Below are 26,960 nucleotides of genomic sequence, written 5' to 3' on the forward strand. Positions count from 1 at the left end.
ACCCATGTTAACAAAAATCAACATGACTGTAGGTGAGGAAAAAATATGAGGTTGTGATAGAATAGCAGGCTAAGATTTCTTCCAGCAATTCAAAAAATGCGATCGACCAGACCCCGGAAACAGTTTGCTCAACATTGGCTCAAAAGCGAGAAAGCCTTAGATAAGATTGTCAAAGCAGCGAATTTGGATGGTTCTCGCGTCCTGGAAATCGGGCCGGGCACTGGAATTCTGACTCGGCGCTTGCTGCCGGAGGCTGAGTCTGTTGTTGCGGTGGAGATCGATCGAGATTTGTGCCTAAAACTAGCCAAGCAACTAGGCAAAACCGACAACTTTTTACTGCTACAGGGCGATTTTTTGGAAATAAACTTAGATGCTGAACTAACAGCCTTTCCAAAATTCCAAAATCCCAATAAAGTTGTTGCCAACATTCCCTATAATATCACCGGCCCGATCTTGCAAAAACTGCTGGGAACTATATCTGCGCCTGCTGCTAAACCCTTTGATGCGATCGTGCTGTTAGTACAGAAAGAAGTCGCCCAAAGACTTTACGCTAAACCGGGTTCTACAGCTTTTGGCGCTTTGTCGGTGCGGGTACAATATTTAGCAGAATGCGAGTTAGTTTGTGATGTGCCTTCTAGAGATTTTTATCCGCCTCCAAAAGTCGATTCTGCTGTGGTGCGGTTGCGTCCCAGACAGATAGAAACTGCGGCGGTTAATCCGCGCTATTTGGAGAATTTAATCAAGTTGGGATTTGGCAGCAAGCGCAAGATGCTGCGAAATAATTTGAAAGGATCTGTCGATTTAGATAAACTCCTTCAATTGTTAGAAAAATTACAGATAAATCCTCAATCTCGCGCTGAAGATTTGAGCGTGGATCAATGGGTAAATTTGAGCAATAATTTGTTTTCGGATGACCAATGACCAATCACTAATTATATCATATTCGGTAGATTAATCATAAAAACGTTTCGTTCGTACTGCGGAATGCGAGTCCGCAACTTGGATCGGACTCGCATTCCACACTACGAACTAATTTTAGATCGATCGACTGGACGCGATATGACTGCTGACTAATGACCAATGACTAATGACTGCCGATCCTGCATAATATTTCCTTTGAGTTGTGAGAAAATGGACTATGACTCGTATCAATTAATTTCAACCAGGTGTTTCTTTCACCTGCGGCTTAATCACCTATGCGTTCCTATTCTCTCTTAGCTTCGGCAAAAATCAATCTGTATTTGGAAATAATAGGCGATCGCCCCGACGGATATCACGAACTGGCGATGGTACTTCAAAGCATAGATTTGACCGATCGAATTGACTTGCGGGCGATCGGTACCGACACGATTCGCGTGCGCTGCGATCACCCGCAAGTTCCTCCTGATAAAAATAATTTGGCTTACCGGGCGGCGGATTTGCTGGCGCAGCAATTCCCCGATGCTTTGGCCAAATACGGCGGAGTCGAGATTGCGATTCACAAGCAGATTCCGGTGGCGGCGGGGCTCGCCGGCGGTTCTGCAAATGCGGCTGCGGTTTTAGTCGGGATGGATTTGCTTTGGCAATTGGGACTCACTCAGTCGGAGTTGCAAGAGTTGGGGGGAACTTTGGGTTCGGATGTGCCTTTTTGCATTGGTGGAGGTACGGCTTTGGCAACTGGTCGCGGGGATAAACTGTCGCCACTGCCGGATTTGGGAGGTTTTTCTGTGGTGCTGGCGAAGTACCGCAATCTCAGTATTTCTACGGCATGGTCGTATCAAACTTATCGCCAGCAGTTCAGTAGTTCCTATTGTGGATCAGAGGATTTGGACTGTCGCCGGGAACGGCTGCATTCGGGGCCGATGGTGGGGGCGATCGCCCAAAAAGATCGATCGAAAATTGGTCAATTGCTGCACAACGATTTAGAAAAAGTGGCTTTACCCGTGTACCCGCAGGTGTTGCAGTTGCGCGAAGCATTTGAGTCGGCGGGGGTTTTGGGAACGATGATGTCGGGTTCCGGGCCGACGGTGTTTGCACTCTGCGAGTCTCAAGAGCAGGCTCAGCAGATTGTGGAACGGGTGAAAAGTGCGATCGCTTCTCCCGATTTGGATTTTTGGGTAGCAAATTTTAGCAATACTGGGATTCGCATTTGTTCGGAGGGAAACGATACAAAACCGCCGATTGCGAGGGTGTAACTCACAGGTGGTGCGATCGCCCGTTAAAGGCCAATTAGGGCGATCGACCCCGATATATCTAACTTCGCGCAGAGTCTATTGAGATCGAATAACTGATAAAATGCCATCAAACACGGATTTTTGTTTTGGTGAATTAACCACAGCGCTAAAATCTCACATCTCAAATCTAAAATTGCAATGGCTGATTTAACTAATCCAAATTCTAATTCCCAACCTCTAAATTCTGCTGGAGATGCAGCGCCTGCATCTTCTCGGCAGCCTACGGTTTTGCGGTGCGTAATAGGTTCGCTGATCGCTAGCGCCTTCGCTTATGGTTTGTATTCGCTAACTATGTCGATCGCTCTAAGTTTTGCTAGCAAGCCGCTGCATTCCACCAATATTACCGTGCTTAAAATTAGTGTTGCCGTGCGAACTTTGGTAGTCGGAATGGTGGCTTTGGGTACGGGCGTGTTTGGACTCGCCGCTGTCGGTTTGATGCTGCTGGGTTTGCAAATTTTGATTCAAAAGCTGGTGAAACAACCCACAAGTTGAAGTCTGCAGATTGAAACCATCGGGCGACAAAAACTCTCCCCCGCAAGGCACGAACAAAATAGCCAGATCGAAGCAATGGAATTATTTACGATCGGACACTCCAATCAGAGTATTGAATCGTTTCTTTTGTTGCTGCAACAACACGGGATTACGGCGGTTGCGGACGTGCGTTAGCGAAGCCCTCGAAGAGGATCGCATCCTTTCAGCCGCTATTTACCTCATTTCAACAAATCAGAAATTACCGCTTCTCTGTCTGATGCCGGCATTCAATATGTTTTTTTAGGTAAAGAATTGGGTGCGAGGCCGGAAGATTTAAGCTGTTACGATACTGGCGGTAAAGCTTTGTACGATCGCATAGCAGCAACTCCTCTATTTTCCGCCGGAATTCAGCGCTTGCTCAAAGGCGCAGCAAACTTTAAAATCAGTTTAATGTGTGCGGAAAAAGACCCGATCGCTTGTCATCGGACTATTTTAGTTTGCCACAAACTCAAAGCATTTAATTTGCAAATTAAGCACATTTTGTCCGATGGAAATTTAGAATCGCACCAGGATTTAGAAGCAAGACTTTTGAGCAAGTTTAACCAAGCAAAAAACCACAATCTGCCAATTCAGTTAAGCTTGTTTGAATTAGCACCTCAAGTTCAGGATGAAATAGTTGATTTAGAAACAGCTTATTATCGTTACGGATTGACAAGGGCATATATCAGCAAATAAGGCAATTATCGGCTATACATTCTTTGTTTTTGATGAATTCTAGCAGCAACTCTTGACATTTCATACATTGGACAGTGTCGTAGGGCGATCGGCGCGCACCATAGCGTTAAAAATTTTATTCTAGATTTAACCTTCTTCGTGGTATAATTCTTCCGCACTGTAGCAGAAAGGGGTGCTTTTTTATGAAAGCAGAATTTTATTATGATTGTCACAAATATATTTGCAGTTTAGTTCAAGTTGATTTTGTTAAAGAATTAAAAATTAAAAATCATCAAGGTTTTGTGTTAGCTGTTAAGCAAGGCGAAAAGATTGGGCTTTTGGGAAAAAGTCGCCATAATGCTAAACAAATTGATGTTTCTAAGCCTCATTTTTATAATGTGATTAAAGCAGCTATGAGCGCTTTAGAATTAGAAACGAGAAATGAAATGATATTAGAGAGAAATCGCACGATTGCTGAGGGCGAAGATATGATTCAGCAGCAAAACCGAGAAATTCGTGTTTTGAATGAACAGCTTAGAATTCAAGGGCTTAAAATTGAACAGTTGTTAAGGGAAAATCAGCAGTTATCGGCGCAGCTTGTAGAGAAGGAAATTAGAGAAACTCAAATTAATCTAGCCAGCCAGGAAAATTTAGCGCAGGTGGGAATTGAGGATGGAATTGGAGAAGCTGAAATTAATCAAGAAATTGATGATTTGCCGATTATAGATTCTGGGTTAGAGGTGCATTTAATCGAAAATCAGCAGGATTTGGAGGAGGTTGAGATAGCGGAAACAATCAGCGAGGGCGGTGTTGAAGTTGTTGATTTAGAAATCATAGAAGAAGTAGACGCTGCATTAGAAGTTACAGGAGGCGAAAGTGAAATTCAACGATTGCCGAAAAGAGGTTCGCAGAGAAGGAATAGAAAAAAATAATGACATTTTTTAAGGTTTTTTAATAGTCAAAGGTTGGTTGTGAGAACTTCACTCCTGAGATTTTTCTGATTACTTCTGTTCTCACTCAGTAGAAAGGCGCAAATAAACAGCACTGTGCAATGAAATGTCAATCGCACGCTTCTCCTCAAGCCGAACTGCCTCCTGCGTGATGCCAAGGATAAATATTCGCGCCGATTTACTGATAGCAATCCTCAATCAGTACAAATATGTAGGATAGTGCCAAGAATGCCTGCCCGCAGGGATCGGGGAGGCTTTACCGGATCTATTTTTTTTATTTATAAATATTGGCGAAGCGAACTCCTACAGGAATCGCAACTAATTGAGCGGAGATAATATTATTATGCCATTTTCAGTCTGGCTTTTTCAGCTATTAGGTAATCCGATACCCAAAATCGATCGACAGACATCAGAATAGCTACAGATATGAAAATATGAATATTCTCTCCCATTTCCTCCGTTGGCAGCAAACCAAACAAGTCGTCAAATTCCTTGACATCTGCTAAAATTTTATCAAAGTCCTTGACAAGTTCGTCCGGGTAGATGCAGTGAATTGCTCCACAATCTTCATAATAGGCTTCTTCGTCGGGGAAAAATTGTGACGGTTTGAGTTCTTCCAGCAGGTAATCTAGTTTTTGAAACTCTTCTTCCAAAACAATGGCGGCGATGTCTTCCCCGGCTTGCTGTAAGATAATTCGATCGCCCTTTTGCATGATTCGTTTAATTATCTCGATCGCATTTTTGCAAAAATCCTCAACAGTTAAGCGAAAAAAAAACCTCGCAACTGGCCAATTTTTCCTCCGCAGCGTCGCCCGCAGCCAAATTTTGACAATTATCTAAGGCGATCGGTAAAATCACAGGTGCGATGGCTACGCCCCGGCTTGCGCCTACGAACTATTGTCACTAACATTAAATCCTTCACTCATCAGCAGTTCCCCAAGATAGGCATAATTGTTGAGAATATTGCACAATAGATAAAAATGTAAATATATAGCACCTACGTCTTTTTACCGCCGATGAATAGCAGATTTCTCGATCGACTCCACCACCCCTCGCGCCCCGTCATCGTCTTCGACGGCGCAATGGGAACCAACCTGCAAGTCCAAAACCTCACCGCAGAAGACTTCGGCGGCAAAGAATACGAAGGCTGTAACGAATATCTCGTGCACACCAAACCGGAAGCCGTCGCCATCGTGCACAGGGGATTCCTCGAAGCAGGCGCTGATGTCATCGAAACAGACACCTTCGGCGCTGCTTCCATCGTGCTCGCCGAGTACGATTTAGCAGACAAAGCATATTATCTCAACAAAACAGCGGCAGAACTCGCCAAGGGAATCGCCGCCGAATTTGACACGCCAGAAAAACCGAGATTTGTCGCAGGATCGATCGGGCCAGGCACCAAATTGCCAACTTTAGGACACATCGATTTCGACACGCTAACCGCCGCTTTTACCGAACAAGCAGAAGGACTTTATGACGGTGGCGTTGACTTATTTCTTGTCGAAACTTGTCAAGACGTACTGCAAATTAAATCAGCATTAAATGCTATTGAAGAAGTATTTAAGAAAAAAGGTGCGCGGATTCCGTTAATGGTATCAGTCACAATGGAAGCCACCGGCACAATGTTAGTCGGTTCCGACATCAGCGCCGCCCTAGCCATTTTGCAGCCCTATCCCATAGATATTTTAGGATTAAACTGCGCCACCGGGCCCGATCGCATGACGGAACACGTCAAATACCTTTCCGAACATTCGCCCTTTGTAATTTCCTGCATTCCCAACGCCGGTTTACCCGAAAACATCGGCGGCCACGCGCACTACAAACTCACGCCAATAGAATTAAAAATGGCCTTGATGCGTTTCGTCGAAGACTTAGGCGTGCAAGTCATCGGTGGCTGCTGCGGAACCCGCTACGATCACATCCAACAACTATCAGAAATTGGCGAAACTCTTACACCAAAAATTCGCGATTTTTCTTGGGAACCTGCCGCCGCTTCAATTTATAGCGCGCAACCCTACGAACAAGAAAATTCATTCTTAATTGTCGGCGAAAAACTCAACGCCAGCGGTTCCAAAAAATGCCGCGATTTGCTAAATGCCGAAGATTGGGACGGTTTAGTAGCAATGGCTAGGGAACAAGTGCGAGAAGGCGCGCACATTCTCGATGTCAACGTTGATTATGTCGGGCGCGACGGCGTGCGCGACATGAAACAATTAGTTTCCCGCGTTGTGACTAATGCAACTCTGCCCTTAATGTTGGATTCCACCGAATGGGAAAAGATGGAAGCGGGGTTAAAAGTTGCCGGCGGCAAATGTTTGCTGAATTCTACTAACTATGAAGACGGAGAACCGCGTTTTTATCAAGTTTTGGAGTTGGCAAAAAAATACGGTGCGGGGATTGTGATCGGGACGATTGATGAAGATGGGATGGCCAGAACTGCTGACCAAAAATTTGCGATCGCCCAACGCGCCTATAACGCCGCCGTCGCCTTCGGAATTAGCGCCGAGGAAATCTTTTTTGATCCCTTAGCTTTGCCCATTTCCACCGGGATTGAAGAAGACCGAAAAAACGGCAAAGCTACCATCGAATCAATCCGCCGTATCCGCCAAGAATTGCCCGGTTGTCACGTAATTTTGGGAGTTTCTAATATTTCCTTCGGCTTGAATCCGGCGGCGCGCCAAGTTTTGAATTCCATGTTTTTGCACGAAGCGATGCAGGCGGGGATGGATTCGGCTATTATCAGCGCTAACAAGATTTTGCCGATCGCCAAAATCGACCCCAAACACCAAGAAATCTGCCGTAAACTGATTTACGACGAGAGGGAGTTCGACGGCGAAATTTGCGTTTACGACCCCTTGGGCGACCTAACAACGGTGTTTGCTGGCAAAACTACCAAGCGCGATCGGACAGAAGACGCAAACCTCCCCGTAGAAGAACGCCTGAAGCAGCACATCATCGACGGCGAACGAATTGGGCTCGACATCCAACTCGCCAAAGCCTTAGAAACCTATCCGCCCCTGCAAATCATCAATACCTTCTTACTAGACGGGATGAAAGTAGTAGGAGAATTGTTCGGTTCGGGACAAATGCAGCTACCGTTTGTATTGCAGTCCGCAGAAACCATGAAAGCGGCCGTTGCCTATTTAGAACCGTACATGGAAAAGTCAGAATCCGGGGATAATGCCAAAGGCACATTCCTGATCGCGACTGTTAAAGGCGACGTTCATGACATCGGCAAAAACTTGGTTGATATTATCCTATCAAACAACGGCTACCGAGTGATTAACTTGGGAATCAAACAGTCGGTTGACAATATCATCGAAGCCTACGAAAAGCACAAAGCTGACTGTATTGCGATGAGTGGCTTGCTGGTAAAATCCACCGCATTCATGAAAGAAAATCTGGAAGTATTCAACCAGAAAGGAATCACCGTTCCCGTAATTTTGGGCGGCGCGGCTTTGACTCCCAAGTTTGTACATGAAGACTGCCAAAATACTTACCAAGGTAAAGTAATTTATGGCAAAGATGCGTTTTCTGACTTGCACTTTATGGAGAAACTCATGCCAGCCAAATCTGCTGGTAACTGGGAAGATTTGCAAGGATTTTTAGATGAAGTAGGGCAAGAAAATAAGACAGTGAAAGCAGCTAAAATTTCGGCAGAAACTGCTGTAGAAGATGCTGGAAAACCAGACATTCCGGTGGTGATTGATACCAAGCGTTCCGAAGCGGTTGCTGCAGATCTCGATCGCCCAAATCCTCCTTTCTGGGGAACAAAACTGTTGCAGGGAGAAGACATCCCCTTTGAGGAGATTTTCTGGCACTTAGATTTGCAAGCCTTAGTTGCCGGTCAGTGGCAGTTCCGCAAGCCCAAAGATCAATCGCGGGAAGAATACGATGCTTTCTTAGCCCAGAAAGTTTATCCGATATTGGAGGAATGGAAACACAAAATTATTGCCGAAAAGCTATTGAATCCCCAAGCAATTTACGGGTATTTTCCCTGTCAATCTGAAGGCAATTCTTTGTATGTGTACGATCCGGAAATTATGAATAACGGGCAAGATGTATCGACACCCGCTGCAACATTCACATTTCCCCGGCAAAAATCGGCGCGCCGGCTGTGCATTGCCGACTTCTTCGCGCCCAAAGAATCGGGTAAAATCGATGTATTTCCGATGCAAGTAGCGACAGTGGGAGAGATTGCTACAGAGTACGCACAAAAGCTATTTGCTAATAATCAATATACCGACTATCTCTACTTTCACGGGTTAGCGGTACAGACAGCGGAAGCAATAGCAGAATGGACTCACGCGCGAATTCGGCGCGAATTGGGCTTTGGTAGCGAGGAACCGGACAATATTCGCGATATGCTGGCACAAAGATATCGCGGTTCGCGGTACAGTTTCGGCTATCCCGCTTGTCCGAACATGGCGGATCAGTACAAGCAACTGGAATTGTTAAAGTGCGATCGGATAAACTTGTACATGGATGAAAGCGAACAGCTTTATCCCGAACAATCCACCACGGCAATTATCACCTATCACCCAGCGGCGAAATACTTCACCGCTTAATTTGTATGGTGCGCACTGCGTACATTCTTCTCAATGTATGATGCACGCTGCGCACCTTCCTCTTAATTTGTAGGTGCGCACTGCGCACATTCTTCTCAATGTATGATGCACGCTGCGCACCTTCCTCTTAATTTGTAGGGTGCGCACTGCGCACATTTTTCTCAATGTATGATGTGCAATTCCAGCCCTGCCTAACTTGTTAAATTTGAACCTGATAAAAAGGATCAAACCGCTATTTTACTTTGGGACTTTTCAGACTTAAAGCAAGTCAATCGGTGCGCATTGTGCGCCCTACAAAATCGGTGCGCATTGCGCGCCCTACAAAATCGGTGCGCATTGCGCGCCCTACAAAATCTACACAAATGAAGTCCGCCGGCACGGACTGAAGAATACATGAATTAAAACAATAAAAAAGCACCTTGAAAAAGTGCTTTATGAACATGAACTTTCCATGTCCGACCAAACTTTTACGAGTAATTCCGGGGAGTGCGCGCGCCTGCAGATGCCCCTGCCATTGAAGCAACTAAACCCAATAGCGAGCCGAACAAAAATGACCAACCTGCTTTGGCGGCATTTTCAGCAATATTGCGAGTATCTTGAGCAGATACGTTAGGCGCTTGGTTCGGCAGATTGACGACACCTTGCTGGGCTTGATTAATCACTTCTCCGGCATTTGCAGCTACTATGCCAAAAGTACCGGCCACGCCGTTGGCTAACAGCCAAGAGCCTATTGTTAAGGTCGTTGCCCACAAAATTGCTCCGTTCAAAAGTGCCGTGCTGCGGTTCATCGGGCCGCAAGCGCGAGCTGTTACCCAGCCCCCAACGCCTAAGCTAATTAGCAAACTGATGATTGACCAAATTCCTACTCCTGTACCGACGCTGCCGGCAATAGTGCGCGGTGCTCCTGAATTAGCGATGTTGCTTAGGCCGATCGCCGCGCCCAATGCACTTAACACCAGTTGTGTGGCGATCGCAATTACCAAACCTGAAAAGATCGGGCCCCACCGCACTCGATCGTGGTATTCCATCACTGAATTCACCACCACCGGTTCAGTAACAACGTTATCGGCAGGTCTATTTACGTAGGACATATTTTTTTTCCTCTGAAGTGTTTTTATTTTTAAGAATCTAGAACTTATGTATTGATTTTGGCTGAGATTGATAAAAACTATATCTGCCTGGGGAAATAACCAGAATCTCTGTCTGAAGAAAGAAACAAAAAAGTCATCATATCAATTCCGGTTTCACTCCTGTTGACTGTTGACTGTTGACGGGCGGGGCGAAAAACTGAATGGTTGAGTGTTAACTGTTGACTCGATTTTATTATTCCGATGCAACCAGAAACGATATCAGCCATCAGTCAGAAGCTATTAGCTAATGACTGATGACTGATGACGAATAACTATTTTATCCAGTTAAACAAAGTTCGCCGACGTATAGAGGAAAGGCTGCTTAACGCAATCTTACAGCCGTTCCGACGGCAGTAATCAGCAGCAGAGCTCCCGAAGAGTCTACATTAATCGTGCCAGTATCAACTTCCACCCCGATGACGGCATTAGCACCGAGACGCCCTGCCCGTTTTTCCAGTTCCGCGAGGGCATCTCGCTGTCCTTTGAGAAACACTTCCTCATAACTGCCGGTGCGCCCGCCGATGATGTCGCGAATCCCCGCGAAAAAATCTCGCAGGGCGTTGGTGCCGTAGACCACCTCAGCAGTTACAATTCCCAAGTAAGATTGAATTTCTGCTCCTTGGATGATATCAGTTGTTGTTACAATCATCAGTTGCCCTCAAGTGCGAAAATTTTGAGTGAGTCGAGTTCTGTAGATTTACTACATCTCGCCGTTCCAAGATTCCAGCCAAACCCTAAGCTGGAGCGTCGATTAAAGAATTGAAGAATTTTGGATTGATGCTCCAGCACCTTGAATCACCGGAGGTTGAACTAAACTCTAAAATTTTGGGATATACTCTGACGCTAGCGTCAGTGGTTTGTATCCGTTTCTTGCAGCTCAGCGCTAGCAAGCTGGCTGCAACTCGCTCTTTTATTCCACACATTCTTTGAAACAAATGGCCGTCCACAAACAAAGTCTCTTGGTATTAAGTACGCTGTTGGTAGCGGGATTCGCGATCGCAGCGCCGCAGGTAGCGCTATCAGCAGAAACATCTGTTCAAGTTCAACCTAAAAACGATTCAAATTTAGATGATCTGCTGCGACAAGGACGCGAGTTGGTAAATGCAGGAGATTACAGTAAGGCGATCGACGTTTATCAGCAAGCAGCGCGTTTAGATGCCGAAAACCCGCGCATTTTTTCCGGTATTGGCTATTTAGAAGCGCGTCAAGGCAACTATCAAGCCTCTGTAGAATTTTACCAACAGGCGATCGGTCTCGAACCAAAAAATGCTGATTTTCAATACGCCCTAGGATATGCTATGGCGAACCTACAAAACTATCCCGCAGCAGCCTCTGCTTACCGCCGCGCCACTGCGCTCGATCGCAAAAATGTCAACGCCCGCATCGGTCTGGGAGTGGTACTTTTTCAGCAAAAAGATTACAGCGGTTCATTTAAAGCATACCAAGAGGCGATCGCCCTCGATCCGAAAAATTGGCAAGCTTATTCTTCAATGGGTTTAGTATTGATCCAGCAGGGAAATTTTGCCAGTGCTGTCACCGTGCTCGAAGAAGCAGCCAAACTCGCTCCCAAACAGTCCAGCGTCCAGTTAAAATTAGGTAGTGCTTTGCTGCGGAACGGCAACACTTCCGAAGGACTAGCAGCTTTTGAAGAAGCAGCCAAACTAGAGCCCCGAAATCCCGAAGTGCAAGTAGAAATCGCCGAACTTCTCAGATCTCAAAACGACTTAGACGGAGCAGTGGTAGCTTATAAGCGGGCAATTGACGTGCGCCCGAATTTAGTTGAAGCATACGTGGCGATCGGGGAAATTCAAATCCAAAAACAAGATTTTGTAGGAGCGATTATCACTTTTAGGCGAGTGATCCAGATCGATCCAAACAGAGCAGAAGCTTATTACGATATGGGTCAAGCACTCAAAGCGCGCGATCGCACATCCGAAGCAATTCAAGCTTTCCAACAAGCTCTAGACACTTACCGCCAGCAAGGAAACAATGATGGTGCCCAAAAAGCCGAAGCGGCCCTCAATGAACTCAAATAATTAGTCAGTGGTCAGTAGTCAGTGGTCAGTGGTCATTAGTCATTAGTCATTAGTCATTAGTCATTGGTCATTACTCATTGGTCATTACTCATTAGTCATTGGTCATTGGTCATTAGAAATGCTAGTTTTAAATCTCGCGAACTAACTTATCATCCAATACGGTTTAGTTAAGACGATCCATGTGCTGAAATATTCTGAAAACCAAATAATACTGCGATTGCTTCGTTGCTCTATTAAGAGAATTTTAAGTAAACCGTATTGATTTATAATTAGAATCGAAAACTTAATAACTTAAACACCTCCTACAGTCCTCTATCCTGTAAGTTGGCAGATAAAAGGAGGCAGAGCCTCGCCTATCTGCATTACCAGACAGAGCGAAAGTAACGAGCAATTGCTTAAGTTATTAAATCTTCATTCCTTAGTCATTAGTAGTTAAATGTCTACTAACTACTGACAACTAACTACTGACAACTGCCAACTGACAACTGCCAACTGCCAACTGCCAACTGCCAACTGACAACTGCCAACTGCCAACTGCCAACTGACAACTGACAACTGCCAACTGCCAACTGCCAACTGTCAACGGCAAACTGCCAACTGTCAAATTATTAACATGAATTCTTATAATTCTAAACCTGCGCTATACGAGATGAATCCGCTAGGTCGATTTTCCGATCGCGCCGCCGATTATGTCAAATACCGCCCGACTTATCCAGCCGCTGCGATTGAGGCGATTTTAGATGGACTTGGGGAACCTTCGCAATTAACAGTAGCCGATATCGGTGCAGGTACGGGGATTTCTTCGCGTCATTTAGCAGAAAGAGGTGTTCGAGTATTAGCGATCGAGCCTAATGCCGAAATGAGACAAGCGGCTGCACCTCACGAGCGGGTAGAGTTTAGAGAAGGCACTTCTGAAGCTACTAATTTGCCCGACTCATCCCTCGATTTAGTCTCGTGTTTCCAGTCTTTTCATTGGTTTAATCCTGTTTTAAGCTTACCAGAATTTCGGCGAATTCTCAAGTCGTCGGGAAGGTTGGCTGTAGTTTGGAATTTGCGCGATCGCGCGGATGCGCTGACACTAGGTTACACTCAAATTGTTAAAAGCGCTTCTAACAGCCATCCGGCCGAAAAGCGAGCTCGCGCGATCGAGCCATTGCTTGCGAGTCCAGATTTTAGTGACGTGCGCGCGATCGAATTTGCTCACAGACAAAATGTAGATTTAGCAGGTTTGATCGGGCGGGCCAAAAGCGCGTCGTACATTCCCAACTCCGGGCCTCACTTGCAGAAAATCATCTCGGATTTAACCGAGCTTTATCAAGCTCACTGCGGCGATCGAGGCTTTGTTTCATTAGTTTACAAAACAAGAGTTTATTTGGGAAATCGTACTGATAATTAATTTTTTGTGTGACGCAAGTAAATCGCAAAATCTGTGGTATGATGCATGGGCAAGTTGGCAGGAGCGATCGAAGGTTCAACAATTGACAGTTGAAAGCAAACAATTGATCGGTCAATTCAAGAAATAAGAAGGCGATCGCACAACAGCATTTAACAAAAACTCCATCTTTTGTAAGATACTAAAACTAATCTCTGAAGATGAATCTATTTCTATTGATAGAGACTGCCAACTTGTTAACATTTGTAAAATCAAACAAAATATCCTATCCCCAGAGCTTCATCTATGCAAACCTATGATGTAATTATCATCGGAGCGGGTCACAACGGACTTGTCTGTGCCTCTTATCTCCTCAAAGCCGGATATACAGTCCTTTTGTTAGAAAAACGTTCGGTTCCCGGCGGCGCGGCGACTACCGAAGCTGCGATTCCTGAATTACCCGATTTTAAATTCAACTTGTGCGCGATCGACCACGAATTTATCCATCTAGGGCCGGTCGTAGAAGAATTAGAACTGGAAAAATACGGTTTAGAATATCTTTACTGCGATCCAGTGGTTTTTTGTCCGCATCCAGACGGCAAATATTTCTTAGCACACACTTCCGTAGAAAAAACTTGTGCAGAAATTGCCCGCTACAACGAGCGCGACGCGAAAAAATATGCCGAATATACAGACTTTTGGCAGCGCGCTTTAGGTGCAATGGTGCCGATGTTCAACGCGCCGCCAAAATCTATTATAGATATTGCCGGCAACTACGATATTGCCAAACTCAAAGACTTATTTTCAGTCATCGGTTCCCCCGACAAAACGCTGGACTTTATTCGCACGATGATTACCAGCGCTGAAGACATTCTCAACGAGTGGTTTGATGAGGAATTTCTAAAAGCACCCTTAGCGAGACTCGCTTCAGAATTGGGCGCGCCTCCTTCGCAAAAAACGATTGCGATCGGTGCAATTATGATGGCAATGCGCCACAATCCCGGCATGGCGCGGCCTCGTGGAGGAACTGGTGCATTGGTGCAAGCGCTGGTCAATTTAGTGAAAACCTATGCGGGTGTTATACTGACCGACCAGCACGTTGAGAAAATATTAGTTGATAGCGGCCGCGCTGTCGGTGTTCGAGTTGCAGGCGGCACAGAATATCGAGCTACCAAAGGTGTCATTTCTAATATTGATGCGAAGCGTCTGTTTCTGCATTTAATGGATGAGAGTGATGTTGACAGTGCAGATCCGAATTTGCGGGAAAGATTGGATCGCAAAATTGTCAATAACAACGAGACTATTCTGAAAATAGATTTAGCTCTCAACGAAGTACCTAAGTTCGATCGCTGGAACCATCGCGATGAATATTTAATGGGTTCTGTTTTAATTGCTGACTCGGTGAAACACGTCGAAATTGCCCACAACGAACCTGCGATCGGCAAAATCCCCGATTCCGATCCGTCGATGTATGTCGTGTTTCCGACGGTAAGAGACCCGTCAATGGCTCCTCCCGGACACCATACGGCTTGGATTGAATTTTTTGCTCCTTACCAAATCGAAAATGCTGAGGGAACCGGTCAGCACGGTACGGGTTGGACGGACGAGCTGAAAAACAAAGTTGCCGATCGCTGCATTGACAAATTAGCAGAATACGCGCCGAATATCAAGAATTCAATTATCGGCCGCCGGGTGGAAAGTCCGGCCGAATTGGGAGAGCGTTTGGGGGCGCTGAAGGGGAATTATTACCACGTTGACATGACGCTGGATCAGATGATATTTTTCCGTCCTTTACCGGAGTTGGCCAATTACAAAACGCCGATCGACGGTTTGTTTTTAACTGGTGCGGGTACGCACCCTGGCGGCTCGATTTCGGGGATGCCCGGACGCAATACGGCTCGCGTTTTCATGCACTCGCAGCAGCCGATCGCGCAGACTTTGGCTGATGCAGCTAATTCTCTGAAATCGAAGGCTAAGTCGGTGTTTCGGAGTAATTAGAAGCTAAGGGGGCGGGCATTCCCCGCCCTTATTGATTGACTGTTTTTGGTAAGCTTAGTTGAAAAATAGGGTGATTTTATGTATAATTAAATGTTAAGTTTTAGATCAAAAGGAAATCCGTAAGCTGTTATGCACCCTGGTAATGATTGAAGAAATCCGCAATAAAATTGTTCAAAGCCAGTTTGAGTTCTCACAGCACGCTCTCAATCAAAGCATCGTCCGCCAGATCGGGGTGCAAGAACTGCGCGACGCTATTTCAAGCGGTGAAGTTATCGAAGATTATCCAGACGACAAATATGGTCCAAGCTGCCTGATACTGGGTTTTACCCTAGCAGCTCGACCTTTGCACATCCAGTGTAGTTATCCATCCCGCCCTTTGATAAAAATTATTACCCTATACGAACCGAGCGCTGAACTGTGGATGAATTTCAAAGTTAGGAGAACTCAAAATGAGCAATGAAGTCTGGAAAGAAACCATGATTGAACAAAGAGTTAACTATACTCTTGAAATGGATGGAAATTTTATCATTATTGAAAATGTGCCAGCCCGATTGTGTGTAGAAACAGGAGAGCGTTTTTTCTCACCAGAAACTGTAGAGCGACTACAGCAAATCATCTGGAAAGGAAAACAGCCAAGTCGCACGCTGGAAGTCCCTATTTATGACTTTGTATAGTTAGCAAATCAAGAGGAAGTGCAGGTAATGTCATCCCAACTTTTAAAAGATCGTTTTCAGGCTCTGGAGTTGGTTGAAATCGCCGACAATCATCTAAAGTTGGGACAAATCGAGCAAGCTCAAGAAAATTTTGCGAGAGCTTTTCAGATAGCCCAAACATTCCCGAATGACATTCCTAAAGCTTTGCCTCAATGCTCAGTTTCTGTAAGAGAGCAAGTGTTAAATGCGTTCATCCGCAGCTATGCTCAAGTAGAAAACTACGGTTCTGCTGTTCTGGTGGCACGAGGCATAGAAGATGAGGATTTTCAAGCTTGTGCGTTAAGTGCGATCGCGTCTCAAGTTGCAGCATCTGGACAAGCTGACTCGGCTCTCAGTATTGCCCAAACAATAGAAAGTAACTATTATAAAGCTATGGCTTTGATTTCTATTTCTCGCAGCTACGGTAACACAGAACAAACGAGCAAAGCTGCTGAGGTATTGACTCAAATCATCAGAATTGCTTGGGTCATCAAAAACGATCCATATCCAGCTTGGATGTTAACTCATCTCTCCTACTATGTCCAGGAAAAATTAGGACAGTTAGATACAGCTTTTGAGATTGCCCAACTGGTAGAAAATGACAGTGACAAAGCCTGGATTTTAAATCGGCTCGCCAGAAAATATGCTAAAATAGGGCAATTCGATCGAGCCATCCAGATTGCTGAAATAATAATAGACAATGAGGAAAAAGAATTAGCTCTAGCTTGGATCGCTGATGAATATGCAAAAGCCGGACAATCGGATGCAGCCTTGAAAATTGTTGCAACCATAGATAATGATTGGAAAAACTCACCCTTAATTCAAATTGTCAAAAATTATGTCGCATCCGGACAATTTGAACAGGCCAAGGAAATTGCAGGAATGATAAAAGATCCAGATGATGAGGATGAGAATGATTGGAAATGGGAGGCAATGAGCGATATAGCTGGCGGTTATGCTAAAGCGGGGCAATTTGACAAAGCACTTGAATTTGCAGAAAATTTAGAGAACGAATATCACAAAGACGAAGCGTTATGGGCAATTGCTTACCGCTATGCTGAACTAGGACAATTTGAGTCGATTATTAAAATGGCTCCAGCTTCTATTTCTGCCGGTGACGATCCATTAGCGGTAATCGCGGAATTGATGGTCTCCCAAGAATTAGAATGCGATCGAATTATAGCAATTACTAAAACCTTAGAGAACGAATTTGACCAAAGAGCGTTGTTAAGGTCGATTATTTATCAATATGCAAATACCGAAAATAATTCAGATAAAATTATCAAATTTGCTCGCTCTGCAACTGATGAATCAATCAAATATGTCGCATTGGAGCATCTGGCTAAAAGCTACGTGGAAGCAAAAGATTACGATCGAGTTTTGGAAATTGCTAAAAGCATAGGGCTAGAAAAAGTGAGAGTTACCTCTTGGAAATATATTATTCCTCCGAGCTGATAAAGTTAGTGATTTGCCAGAATAATTATTGCGAGATAATTTCTTCAGCATGATGACGCATCAAGGGAAAACGAAGGGCGATCGAACTTAACACCTTCTCTAAATCGGGAGCATTTTTTGCCAAACTTGGAGCTGGTTCGCGCTCTTTCAAAACGGGCTGACACTCACAGGCACCGGCCCCTACCAACTGTCACTGTCAACTATTAACGATCGACTGTTTATCAAAAATTCATCCTTTGTGCAGATGGAAAATATGACTAGAACAATGAGAAAATCAGATTAGCGTTACCCTATTTTTAGCGATGACAAACCGAGTTTTAATTGTCGGCGGGCGGGGCCGAATTGGCAGCAGCGTTGCTCAAGACCTTGTTACCCATACCGACGCAGAAATTACTCTTACTGGGCGCAACCCTGAAGGCTCTATTAGCCCTGGATTGCCGCCGGATAGGGTGCAGTATCAAGCTTTAGATTTAGCAGACAGCGCCGCTTTGCAACAAGCTGTTTCATCCTCTAACCTCGTAGTTCACTGTGCCGGGCCATTTCACTACCGAGATGCTAGCGTATTGAAAACTTGCATCGAAGCTGGTGTTAATTATGCTGATGTCAGCGACAGCCGCAGTTTTACTCGCAGAGCTTTAGAATTGCGCGAAACAGCTAAGAATGCTGGGGTGACAGCGATTATTAACACGGGAATTTTTCCGGGAGTTTCTAACAGCATGGTGCGCCGAGATATCGAAAAATTAGATACAGCCGAACAGGTGCATTTGAGTTACGTTGTCGGCGGTTCTGGCGGTGCTGGCGTCACGGTGATGCGGACTACTTTCTTAGGTTTGCAAACTCCTTTTGAGGCTTTGATTGATGGCAAAATGCAGGAAATCAAGCCATACACCGATCGCGAAACGATAGAATTTCCCGAACCTTACGGCAAAACAGGGGTTTACTGGTTCGATATGCCGGAAGCAATTACTTTGCCCGAAACTTTCCCAGTAAAAACAGTTATTACTAAATTCGGTACGTCTCCAGACCTTTACAATCACCTGACTTGGTTTGTTGCCAAATACTGGCCCGATAGCTGGCTGAAAAATCCTTCGGTGATTGAATTTTTGTCCTATGTCAGCTACGGGATGACTGCTGTTAGCAATAATTTTAGCGGTGTGGGCGTGGCTGTGCGATCGCAAGTGAGCGGCCTCAAAAACGGTAAACCGGCTAAAGTTCGATCGACAGCGCTACACCCAAATGCTGCTACAGCTACGGGCATCGGTACTGGCAGCATCGCTCAATTGATGTTAGAAGGCAAACTGGCAAAACCTGGCGTTTGGTCGGTAGAACAAGCTCTTTCTACCGAACTATTTGAAAGAGCTATGCAGAGTCGAAACCTCAACATAGACCAGGTGTGTGTGTAGTTTGTTCGGGTTTTAATGGCAATTTTAGATGTGTGGTGAACGGGCTTTTTTTGACGAACCGCGAAGATGCGCTAGGCTTTCGCCGCGCGCAAGCGCTCTTATCGCGAAGGAAGAGGAGAGAAGAGTGAGGGTTTGCAATAATTGTAGGAGAACCGCTAGATCAAGTGTTTTGCCGAATTGCGGGCCCTCATAACTAGATGAGTTTTGCTTGTTTAACTAATCTATCTTTTGGTAGAAGTAATTATAGCAAGCAGGAGTTTAATATATTGGACATCATCAGAAATAGCCCTTTTGGATCGATCGACACACGGTAGCTGCAACAAAGATTGCACTTTAACCAAGGTTTTGGACGCGCGATCGCCCGATCGGGACAACAAACACCATAGTTTTTGCGAAAAAATACCAGGAGATGTCGATATGAAGCGGGTTTTAAAAGCTCTCGGGCAAACATTGAGTCAAAGCATTTTGCTGATCTGTACGCTGGCTTTCATTGGTTTAGCAGGTATGGCGCTAGCACCCAATCAGGCGGCTTACGCAGCAGGTCAATACAGCAGTCAGGCGCAGCAGTCAGGTAAAATTACTGACCCTGCAGAAAAATTTGAGGATCTCAATCCCCAAGCAGCTTACGAAGATATCGTCAACACAGCTCAAAATCCTGCAAAGGTCGAGAAGGTTTATGATGAAAGTCTAAAGGAATACAACGAAGAGCACCCGCAAGAAAACATTGTTCAAAAAGCTGAAGAGCTGATCGAAAAGGTCACGGGTCAATAATAAATTAACAATTTTCTATCTATCTAATTCAAGTTGCTGGTAAATACGGAGCTTTGGTGAGAACACAATAGAGCATCGTTCTGAAATCGCTTGAACCTAACTATGTAGGGTGTGCTATCGCGCACCCTATGTCGTTTTAGTAACTTGTGAAACCACTTAGTTATTCCGTTCAAACCACTTTTTTAGTGGCGCTGACCAGGCTTTTTAAACTAGCAGATTCATCCCAAAGGAAGATGAATAAATAGAAGTTTAAAAGGTAGATTTAATCATAGATTCAGTTAAATAAAAGGAAAAAAATATCATGAGCAACGATAAAGAAACAGTGAAGGGAACAGATGCTAACCTAGACCCGATTTCTGGGGAAACAGGAGCTCATCCAGTGGGAACCGGTATCGGTGCTGCGAGTGCGGGTGCTGCGGGTGCTGCGATCGGCGGTGCGATCGGCGGGCCTGTGGGCGCAGTTGTGGGCGCAGTTGTGGGCGCATTTGGTGGCGGTTTGGCGGGTAAAGGTGTCGCAGAGTCGATCGACCCTACAGTAGAAGATACTTACTGGCAAAACAACTACAGCACCCGTTCTTACGCGGACACGAGCGCGACTTACGAAGATTATCAACCTGCATACCGCACCGGCTACGAGGGTTACAGCCGTTACGGCGGTACTGGTAAAAGCTATAGCGACATCGAAAACGATTTGCAACGCGACTACGAAACAAATCGCGGTAAGTCGAACCTACAGTGGGAAAAGGCTAAGCACGCCACGCGCGACGCTTGGGATCGGGTGGAACGCGCTGTTCCCGGGGACATTGACAAAGACGGCCGCTAACACAATCGATTTTAGATTTTAGATTTGGGATTTTAGATTGACTTGCAGCGCAGTGAATCTGGAATCTGGAACTAGAATCTAAAATTTTGGGAGATTTACTGAGGAGCGTCGGGGGCGCGGTATCCGTTGTTTGCGAGTCAGCAAGTATTTTTCAGTCTTAGATGCACGTAAACTCGATCGCTCCAGGTTTATCAACTGATAAAAACTGGGTTTTTGAACCAGAGATACAGATTGTGATACTAGATTTTCGGTTCTATTCCCAGTTTTTGCCACAGGTGCAAGATAACATTGAAATTAAAAACTATTTTCAACGCGAGTTTAGCAAATTTATAGGGAATTTTTAGCTGATCTCTAGAGCGGGAGAGGTATTTTTATGCTGCGTTGAAATCCCATTTGTCAGCAAAATTTTTCCAGGGCGGGTTTTCCGACTGGGATCGCCCAAAAAAATATTAACAGCAGAGTTGGAAATTGGCGCTTTTTTTTGACTATTAGCCATAAAATTAAACTAATTCAGGACTCATATCGTATTCGGATCGATTGACAAATCTAAGATTCGTTCGTAGTGTGGACTTGAGTCCGCTCCTAAAGTTCGTAGTGCGGACTTTAGCCCGCTCCCAGAGTTGGTACTCTTGTACGCAATTCAACGAATCGTTTTGTGATGGCAATCGATCGGACACGATACCGGGCATCGATCGCATATTTCTGCGATTTTTCGCAATCTGGGCGATCGATCGCAATCGAGTCCCATAATTGTTAATCTAAATCCTCTCATTCAAAATCGGTATTACTTGTGGATGAAATGTTGGAAAAAGCTTGGACGCTCAAGCAAAATTTAATTGACTTTGTGATGGATGCTGAAGGAGATTTAGCAGTAGCTTTGGAAGCTTTTGCAGCAGCTCGATCTACTGGTGAACGCTATGATATTGCTCAGCAAAATCAAGTGATTGACAGTTTTACCGTTGAAGGTAAAGTCGGAGATAAAACGCCGATCGACATTTTTATCGAAAGTCAGCCGGATTTAACCCAGAGCGAGCTCGGTTTGCTAGAAAGTTGGCAGCACAGAAGCTTCCCTGCGTTGTTTGAGATTACTCAAATTTCCCCCGACAGCTTGGAACTGATGAACTGGCTGACGGCCAAGCACTACGCTGTCAAGCCCAACAGCGCTAATTTCCTCGAACAAATGTCTCGCTTAAAGTTAGGAGAAATCTTGCGGGCTCGGATTGCGCCCCTCACCGATGACTGGTGGATACTCTCGGGCCCTGCGATTCAGATGGGGAAATTGGGCAAGCCGAAGTTGGCTGTGGCGATCGGCAATTTCAAGCAAAATTACAAAAATAACCTGTACAGTGACGCGCCGGAACTGTTAGAACAAGCTTGGAAGTCGGTAGAAAAGTACGACGAAGATTTTACCGAATTTTTTGGTAGCGACGAAGTGACGCTATCGGGATATCACCTGAATAAAAAGTTGGCTGAATTTCAGGAAGTAATCACTAAAAAACACCTAGCTGAGATCGGCGTTGATGAAACTAAATCTCTGGCGGATATGGTGGAAGATGCTGGAGTCGATCGAGAAGAGGTCAAAGCCGCGGCCATCGCAGCAGCCGGCGCGGATGCTAAAGCCGTTGAGGTAATGCTCGACAGCAATGCTAGTTCAAAAATGGTAACGCCGAAAGTCGAATTGCCCGATCGCTTCAAAAAAGCCGAAAAGGTGACAGCACTTTCTCATCCTCGCTGGGGGCAAACTTTTTTGTCTACCTACGCTCAATTTACCGAAATGCTGGCAGCAGAGGACTTTTCAACCATTCCTGGTTACGAAAAGTTAGTTCGCAGCTATCTTGAAGATGCTGCAATTAATGCCTGGATTTGGCAGCGGTTAGCGAAAGTTAATCCAGCGAAATTAGAACAAATTTTGCAAACTGTGTTGCAGCGGACTGATTTTGCGATCGAGACTGATTTAGATTCTTTACTGCAAGAGTTTAAAAAACCCTTAGAACCAGAACTCCCGGAAATTGCCAGCGTTCCCCTGCACCTGAACAACTTATTTCAGCAAGCTTTAGGCGAAGTTAACAAGTCAAAGTCCAAACCGCAGGACAAAAAGAAAAGCTCTAAGGGTTTTAAATCCTGACCCACATCTGGCACTAATGCCAAAAATTTGGAGGGGTGGCTTTACCAATAATCCATTCGGGAAAACCAGAAATTCAAATATTATGGTTGATTACCATAATAAAAACTGATCTGTGCCGAATGCAAGTCTTGGGCATGAGGGCGGACGGTCGTCCCCACTACGAACTTTGGGTGGACGGTCGTCCGCACTACGAACCTTATTTATTGTTGTCGATCGACCTGACATGATTTGACAGGCCGCGGGCGGGACGATCGCACTGCATCGGCAAAATTCTGGATCGTCGGGGAAAGCGAACTCCTAGCTGCCATTGACTTCGCTGGCGATCGCTCTGCGGTTGGCCCGGCTGGGTTCCCAGTTGCTGATTTTTAATTGGGGTGGGGATTCTGTATAATCGGGTTCGCGATTGGGGCGATCGCAGTGTATTCAGAAAATTCTGATTTTCCCAGTTCGTCTTTGTTTTTTGTTAAAGATGTTAAAGATTTGTAAACTGTTAGGGGATGCTTTCTGCATCTAATATTTTTTCGAGGAGTCCCATGAAGCAACTTTTGATGGCTGAGCGCTTTTGCTTGATAGCCCACGTCGTGTCAATGGCTTTTGGATTGGCAGGGCTGCTGCTGATTGTACCCAATCCTGAATTAGTGATGAGTTTACCGCCCGCCGGACAAACTCTGTTCCAATGGGGGATGGCTGGGGGTGGAGTAGTTTATATCATTTTTGGTGCAGCAGCGGTTGCTATCTATGCCTATCGGACGTTGGGGTTGGGTGCAACTCTGGCATTTTTGGTGCCTTCTGTGTTTTTGTCCTTAAGTAGCGAGTTGTTGGGAACGAGTACGGGTTTTCCCTTCGGAAACTATCACTACTTGAGCGGTTTGGGCTACAAAATTGCAGGGCTAGTTCCGTTTACAATTCCGCTGTCGTGGTTTTATCTGGGACTGGTTTCCTATATAATTGCTCGCGCTGGAGTCGGTGGCGGTAAAGGCCAACTCAACTGGGTGGGCCAAATCGGGGCGATCGCCCTTGGTTCTTTGCTTCTGACAGCTTGGGATTTTGTACTAGATCCGGCGATGAGTCAAACTTCAGTACCTTTTTGGGAGTTTGAAGAACTTGGGGCTTTCTTCGGGATGCCTTACCGCAACTTGGCGGGCTGGATGGGTACTGGAGCGCTATTTATGTCAGTAGCAGCTTTCTTGTGGAGAAAAACGTCGATTAAATTAGATCGATCGGAAATGGGTTTGCCGTTAATTGTTTATTTGGTAAACTTTGCTTTTGGAGCAATTATCACTGTAACTTCCTTGGATTCTCGGTTTTGGTTCCCGACATCCTTAGCTGTGCTTCTGGGTGTAGTTCCGGCGATCGTTTTAAGCTGGCTGGCGAAACCCGCAGCAAATGACTTAACAGAAGCAATTCCGTCTTTGGAATCTGCTCTGAAAGCTGAAATTCCTTCTCAGCGCGTCGGTGCTTTGCGTAAGTAAGCGGCCCACGCGCAATCGCGGCTGATTTGGCAAAATTTTACACGAAATTTTGAGCTAATTTAAAAACCCGGTTTCTACAAGAAACCGGGTTTTTTCAGCTAGAGATTAGCAGTAGGACGCCTCATAAAAAGTAATTCTCAAGTCTCATATCCTGTCCGGTTTACCATAATAAAAACCTTTGGTAGTGCGGACTAATTTGATTACTGTCGCTCCCCCGGACAGGGGAGCATCTGAGTTTTGCATTGAGCCTGCGAGCTTAAGAACTCGCACGCTCAATAAAAAAATGCTTTGTGCAAAACACCAGATGCTCCCCCGGACACTCTCTAAACTCCTAATTTAATTCGCTTTACACCATTTATTCCAAGCGTGCGTCTGTTGGGAAATAGTGAATTTTTTCCGACAATTTTCGCTAATGCACCCTACTGTACTGTAAGATGCTTAAAGCTAAAATTTGATTAAATTTTTCAAATTAATACTACCCACAATTCGGAATTCCGAATTCTTCAATTTAAAATCTAAAATCTAAAATCTAAAATCCATCAGATCGCCCCTAATATGCCAAATCTCTTGACAAGCATCCTACCTGCCGCACTTTTGCTGCTGCAATTACCCGCCGCCGCCCTTTTAATGTCGCGGTTAATTAAAGGCCCGTCGCGCATTCCGCCCCTGGAACCGGAATCGCCGACGCTGGACTTGTTAGGGGCTTGTACTGCGGTGGTGCCGACTTTGAACGAGGCCGATCGAATTTCGCCTTGTTTGGAAGGATTGAGCCGCCAAAGTTACGAACTCCGAGAGGCGATCGTAGTTGACAGCTATTCGGTAGACGGAACCGGAGATTTAGTCAAAGCTGCGGCCCAAAAAGACCCTCGGTTTCGGTTGATTAACGACGATCCGCTGCCGGCGGGCTGGGTGGGGCGGCCCTGGGCGCTGAATTGGGGTTTTTTGGCAAGTTCCCAGAAGTGCGAGTGGATTTTGGGGATAGATGCGGATACTGTGCCGCATCCGGGTTTGATTGCGAGTTTGCTGAAGACGGCGGCCGCTGGAAATTACGATTTGATTTCGCTGTCGCCGCAGTTTATCCTCAAGTATCCGGGGGAGTTGTGGCTGCAGCCTGCGCTGTTAATGACTTTGGTTTATCGGTTCGGGCCGACGGGAACTGGCGGGGACGTGCCGGAACGGGTGATGGCGAACGGTCAGTGTTTCCTCTGTAAGCGCGAGGTTTTGGTGGCGTTAGGGGGCTACGAGGTGGCAAAAGGTTCTTTTTGCGATGATGTGACTCTGGCTCGTTATGCTGCTGCTAAGGGCTTTAAGGTGGGCTTTTTGGATGGGGCGAAGGTGTTGCAGGTGCGGATGTATGAGGGGGCGATCGAGACTTGGAATGAGTGGGGGCGATCGCTCGATTTGAAAGATGCTGCTTCTAGCGGTCAAATTTGGGGCGATTTGTGGTTGTTGCTGGCGGTTCAAGGTTTGCCGGTACCGATCGTCCTGTGGTATTTGTTGTCTGGTTCTGTGCCTGCTGTGGGGGCGTTTCCGCAGTTTTGGCTGTGGGGATTGAATGTATTTTTGGTGGCGGTGCGATCGGCTTTGTGTTTGGCGATCGCCCCAAGCTACGATACAACTCAGGCCTCTGGTAAATGGCTATTTTGGCTGTCACCTTTAGCCGATCCGCTGGCGTTTTTGCGAATTCTAATTTCTGCGTTAAATCAACCTACTCAGTGGCGCGGCCGCAAGTATGAATAGTGACAAAAAGCCCGATCGCGATTGGAATGGGCGATCGAATCTACATTTGTGCGATCGGCAGATTTTAGATTACTCTCGCGCCTCAGTTTCAATTATAATAATGTGTATTGATATGCTGTAAATCTGGCGATCTAAAAGTATATGTTCTAGACTGAGGGTCGGGGCTATGATCGACTGTCTCAATTTGGCTCGCTACTTCATTATCAGAGCGTATGAAGATGGTATAGAAGCTGACCTGACTAATATGAAGCTTCAAAAGCTGCTGTATTACGCACAAAGCTTGCATTTGGCACTCTATGATGAGCCATTCTTTCAAGAAGAAATCCAAGCATGGCGTTACGGCCCTGTTTGTCCTCCTGCTTATAGATTTTACAGCGAGTTTGAAGCTAGCCAGCTACCTATTCCTAACAAAGAATCATTATTGCAGCTTCCCTCTGATAAGCAAGAGCTTTTAGAAGAAATCTGGGGATATTTCGGTGGTTATCATGCTTATGGATTAAGCAATATGACTCACGGTGAATTCCCTTGGAAAAAAGCTCGTAAAGGTCTACTTCCCGAAGCAAGTTCAACGGAGCCAATTCTTCTCGAAGACATGAAAGCATTTGGTTATCAAAAGCTCGATTTGATAGAGCGCAAGCACCCCGCCTACGAATTAGCAATGTCTGAAGTTTTGAAGGATACTTTAGATTCGGAATCATCAAATCGTATTAAAAAAGGAGAAGTCCATGACTGGCTCAACTCCCTTCTCGATTGAAGCTTCCGACAATTTCAAGCGTTCCTTTAAAAGTATCCGCTCAATAAGTAGGGGTAGCAGAGAAAAAAAAGTAAGCAGAGTGCACAAAGTGTCATAAAATAGGAGACATGACGCCAAAGATTATTTCACAAGACAAGTCATCCTCCGATTTACTGCAAACCATCGACCCAAAAGGGATTGCAGACGAATCAATGCTTCAGACAGTAGAGATATTACTGAATCTAATAGAGCAATTACAATTAAAAGTCAAAGACTTGGAGTCAGAGAATCAAC

Annotated in this window: 24 protein-coding genes and 1 pseudogene; 20 read left to right on the forward strand and 5 right to left on the reverse strand. The window is 45.4% G+C overall.

From position 1 onward, the window contains the following. Positions 1-96 precede the first annotated feature (96 nt). The 5 genes and pseudogenes from rsmA to QT998_RS02335 all read left to right on the forward strand — a co-directional run bounded on the left by rsmA (position 97) and on the right by QT998_RS02335 (position 4,330). A complete protein-coding gene (gene rsmA, locus QT998_RS02315) occupies positions 97-921 on the forward strand; it encodes a 16S rRNA (adenine(1518)-N(6)/adenine(1519)-N(6))-dimethyltransferase RsmA (RefSeq protein WP_333113253.1) in 825 nt (274 codons plus the stop codon). A gap of 275 nt (positions 922-1,196) precedes the next feature. Then, on the forward strand, positions 1,197-2,174 hold the full coding sequence (gene ispE, locus QT998_RS02320) for a 4-(cytidine 5'-diphospho)-2-C-methyl-D-erythritol kinase (RefSeq protein ID WP_333087856.1): 978 nt from the start codon (positions 1,197-1,199) through the stop codon (positions 2,172-2,174). Positions 2,175-2,351: 177 nt separating this feature from the next. Next, positions 2,352-2,705 carry a DUF3082 domain-containing protein gene (locus tag QT998_RS02325; RefSeq protein ID WP_333113251.1) on the forward strand — a complete coding sequence of 118 codons (354 nt, stop codon included), beginning with the start codon at positions 2,352-2,354 and terminating at the stop codon, positions 2,703-2,705. A gap of 207 nt (positions 2,706-2,912) precedes the next feature. After that, positions 2,913-3,419 (forward strand): annotated as a pseudogene (locus QT998_RS02330) (DUF488 domain-containing protein); the annotation flags it as partial. Positions 3,420-3,601: 182 nt separating this feature from the next. Next, positions 3,602-4,330: a hypothetical protein gene (locus tag QT998_RS02335; protein WP_333113249.1), complete on the forward strand. Its 729-nt coding sequence runs from the start codon at positions 3,602-3,604 to the stop codon at positions 4,328-4,330. Between the two features lie 359 nt (positions 4,331-4,689). Here QT998_RS02335 and QT998_RS02340 read toward each other — a convergent pair whose 3' ends face one another. Beyond that, a complete protein-coding gene (locus QT998_RS02340) occupies positions 4,690-5,061 on the reverse strand; it encodes a type II toxin-antitoxin system Phd/YefM family antitoxin (protein WP_333113247.1) in 372 nt (123 codons plus the stop codon). Between the two features lie 303 nt (positions 5,062-5,364). Here QT998_RS02340 and metH point away from each other — a divergent pair, with 303 nt between their 5' ends. Next, positions 5,365-8,916: a methionine synthase gene (gene metH / locus QT998_RS02345; protein ID WP_333087864.1), complete on the forward strand. Its 3,552-nt coding sequence runs from the start codon at positions 5,365-5,367 to the stop codon at positions 8,914-8,916. Positions 8,917-9,383: 467 nt separating this feature from the next. On the opposite strand, the gene QT998_RS02350 is transcribed toward metH, so the two are convergent. Both QT998_RS02350 and QT998_RS02355 read right to left on the reverse strand, forming a co-directional pair. Further along, the gene (locus QT998_RS02350; RefSeq protein WP_333087865.1) at positions 9,384-10,007 is read right to left on the reverse strand and encodes a hypothetical protein; all 624 of its coding nucleotides are present in this window, start codon (positions 10,005-10,007) and stop codon (positions 9,384-9,386) included. A gap of 361 nt (positions 10,008-10,368) precedes the next feature. Next, a complete protein-coding gene (locus QT998_RS02355) occupies positions 10,369-10,695 on the reverse strand; it encodes a YbjQ family protein (RefSeq protein ID WP_194011360.1) in 327 nt (108 codons plus the stop codon). Between the two features lie 286 nt (positions 10,696-10,981). Here QT998_RS02355 and QT998_RS02360 point away from each other — a divergent pair, with 286 nt between their 5' ends. Beyond that, the gene (locus QT998_RS02360; RefSeq protein WP_333087867.1) at positions 10,982-12,082 is read left to right on the forward strand and encodes a tetratricopeptide repeat protein; all 1,101 of its coding nucleotides are present in this window, start codon (positions 10,982-10,984) and stop codon (positions 12,080-12,082) included. 457 nt (positions 12,083-12,539) lie between these two features. Here the strand turns inward: QT998_RS02360 and QT998_RS02365 are convergent, their stop codons facing one another. Then, positions 12,540-12,686 carry a hypothetical protein gene (locus tag QT998_RS02365; protein WP_333113244.1) on the reverse strand — a complete coding sequence of 49 codons (147 nt, stop codon included), beginning with the start codon at positions 12,684-12,686 and terminating at the stop codon, positions 12,540-12,542. 9 nt (positions 12,687-12,695) lie between these two features. Between QT998_RS02365 and QT998_RS02370 the strand changes: the two genes are divergently transcribed. The 5 genes from QT998_RS02370 (at position 12,696) to QT998_RS02390 (ending at position 17,599) form a co-directional block, all read left to right on the forward strand. Beyond that, the gene (locus QT998_RS02370; RefSeq protein ID WP_333113241.1) at positions 12,696-13,478 is read left to right on the forward strand and encodes a class I SAM-dependent methyltransferase; all 783 of its coding nucleotides are present in this window, start codon (positions 12,696-12,698) and stop codon (positions 13,476-13,478) included. 282 nt (positions 13,479-13,760) lie between these two features. Beyond that, positions 13,761-15,452, forward strand: a complete 1,692-nt coding sequence (crtO, locus tag QT998_RS02375) for a beta-carotene ketolase CrtO (protein WP_333113238.1) — start codon at positions 13,761-13,763, stop codon at positions 15,450-15,452. A 142-nt stretch (positions 15,453-15,594) separates the two neighbouring features. Continuing rightward, a complete protein-coding gene (locus QT998_RS02380) occupies positions 15,595-15,912 on the forward strand; it encodes a DUF4258 domain-containing protein (RefSeq protein WP_333113235.1) in 318 nt (105 codons plus the stop codon). Continuing rightward, positions 15,902-16,126 (forward strand): YgiT-type zinc finger protein, encoded by a 225-nt coding sequence (locus QT998_RS02385; protein WP_194066635.1) that lies wholly within the window; start codon positions 15,902-15,904, stop codon positions 16,124-16,126. Before QT998_RS02380 ends, QT998_RS02385 begins: the two co-directional genes overlap by 11 nt. 27 nt (positions 16,127-16,153) lie before the next feature. Then, a complete protein-coding gene (locus QT998_RS02390) occupies positions 16,154-17,599 on the forward strand; it encodes a tetratricopeptide repeat protein (protein WP_333113232.1) in 1,446 nt (481 codons plus the stop codon). A 25-nt stretch (positions 17,600-17,624) separates the two neighbouring features. On the opposite strand, the gene QT998_RS02395 is transcribed toward QT998_RS02390, so the two are convergent. Then, positions 17,625-17,750 carry a hypothetical protein gene (locus tag QT998_RS02395; RefSeq protein ID WP_255513389.1) on the reverse strand — a complete coding sequence of 42 codons (126 nt, stop codon included), beginning with the start codon at positions 17,748-17,750 and terminating at the stop codon, positions 17,625-17,627. A gap of 151 nt (positions 17,751-17,901) precedes the next feature. On the opposite strand from QT998_RS02395, the gene QT998_RS02400 reads away from it, so the two are divergent. The 8 genes from QT998_RS02400 (at position 17,902) to QT998_RS02435 (ending at position 26,687) form a co-directional block, all read left to right on the forward strand. Then, the gene (locus QT998_RS02400) at positions 17,902-19,002 is read left to right on the forward strand and encodes a saccharopine dehydrogenase family protein (protein ID WP_333113229.1); all 1,101 of its coding nucleotides are present in this window, start codon (positions 17,902-17,904) and stop codon (positions 19,000-19,002) included. A gap of 291 nt (positions 19,003-19,293) precedes the next feature. Then, positions 19,294-19,773 carry a hypothetical protein gene (locus QT998_RS02405; protein ID WP_333087879.1) on the forward strand — a complete coding sequence of 160 codons (480 nt, stop codon included), beginning with the start codon at positions 19,294-19,296 and terminating at the stop codon, positions 19,771-19,773. 301 nt (positions 19,774-20,074) lie between these two features. Beyond that, positions 20,075-20,596: a hypothetical protein gene (locus QT998_RS02410; RefSeq protein WP_194012943.1), complete on the forward strand. Its 522-nt coding sequence runs from the start codon at positions 20,075-20,077 to the stop codon at positions 20,594-20,596. Between the two features lie 799 nt (positions 20,597-21,395). Beyond that, a complete protein-coding gene (locus QT998_RS02415) occupies positions 21,396-22,721 on the forward strand; it encodes a hypothetical protein (RefSeq protein ID WP_333113729.1) in 1,326 nt (441 codons plus the stop codon). 228 nt (positions 22,722-22,949) lie between these two features. Then, complete coding sequence (locus QT998_RS02420; protein WP_333087881.1) at positions 22,950-23,090, forward strand: hypothetical protein; 141 nt, start codon at positions 22,950-22,952, stop codon at positions 23,088-23,090. Between the two features lie 164 nt (positions 23,091-23,254). Next, entirely contained in the window at positions 23,255-24,193 is a 939-nt protein-coding gene (cruF, locus tag QT998_RS02425) for a gamma-carotene 1'-hydroxylase CruF (RefSeq protein WP_333087883.1), read from the forward strand. Positions 24,194-24,748: 555 nt separating this feature from the next. Then, positions 24,749-25,933, forward strand: a complete 1,185-nt coding sequence (gene cruG / locus QT998_RS02430) for a 2'-O-glycosyltransferase CruG (RefSeq protein WP_333113226.1) — start codon at positions 24,749-24,751, stop codon at positions 25,931-25,933. A 166-nt stretch (positions 25,934-26,099) separates the two neighbouring features. Then, positions 26,100-26,687, forward strand: coding sequence for a Panacea domain-containing protein (locus tag QT998_RS02435; RefSeq protein WP_333113224.1), 588 nt, complete (start codon positions 26,100-26,102; stop codon positions 26,685-26,687). Positions 26,688-26,960 lie beyond the last annotated feature (273 nt).

Source organism: Microcoleus sp. S1D4, assembly GCF_036700765.1.
In the GTDB taxonomy this organism is placed as follows: Bacteria; Cyanobacteriota; Cyanobacteriia; order Cyanobacteriales; family Microcoleaceae; genus Microcoleus.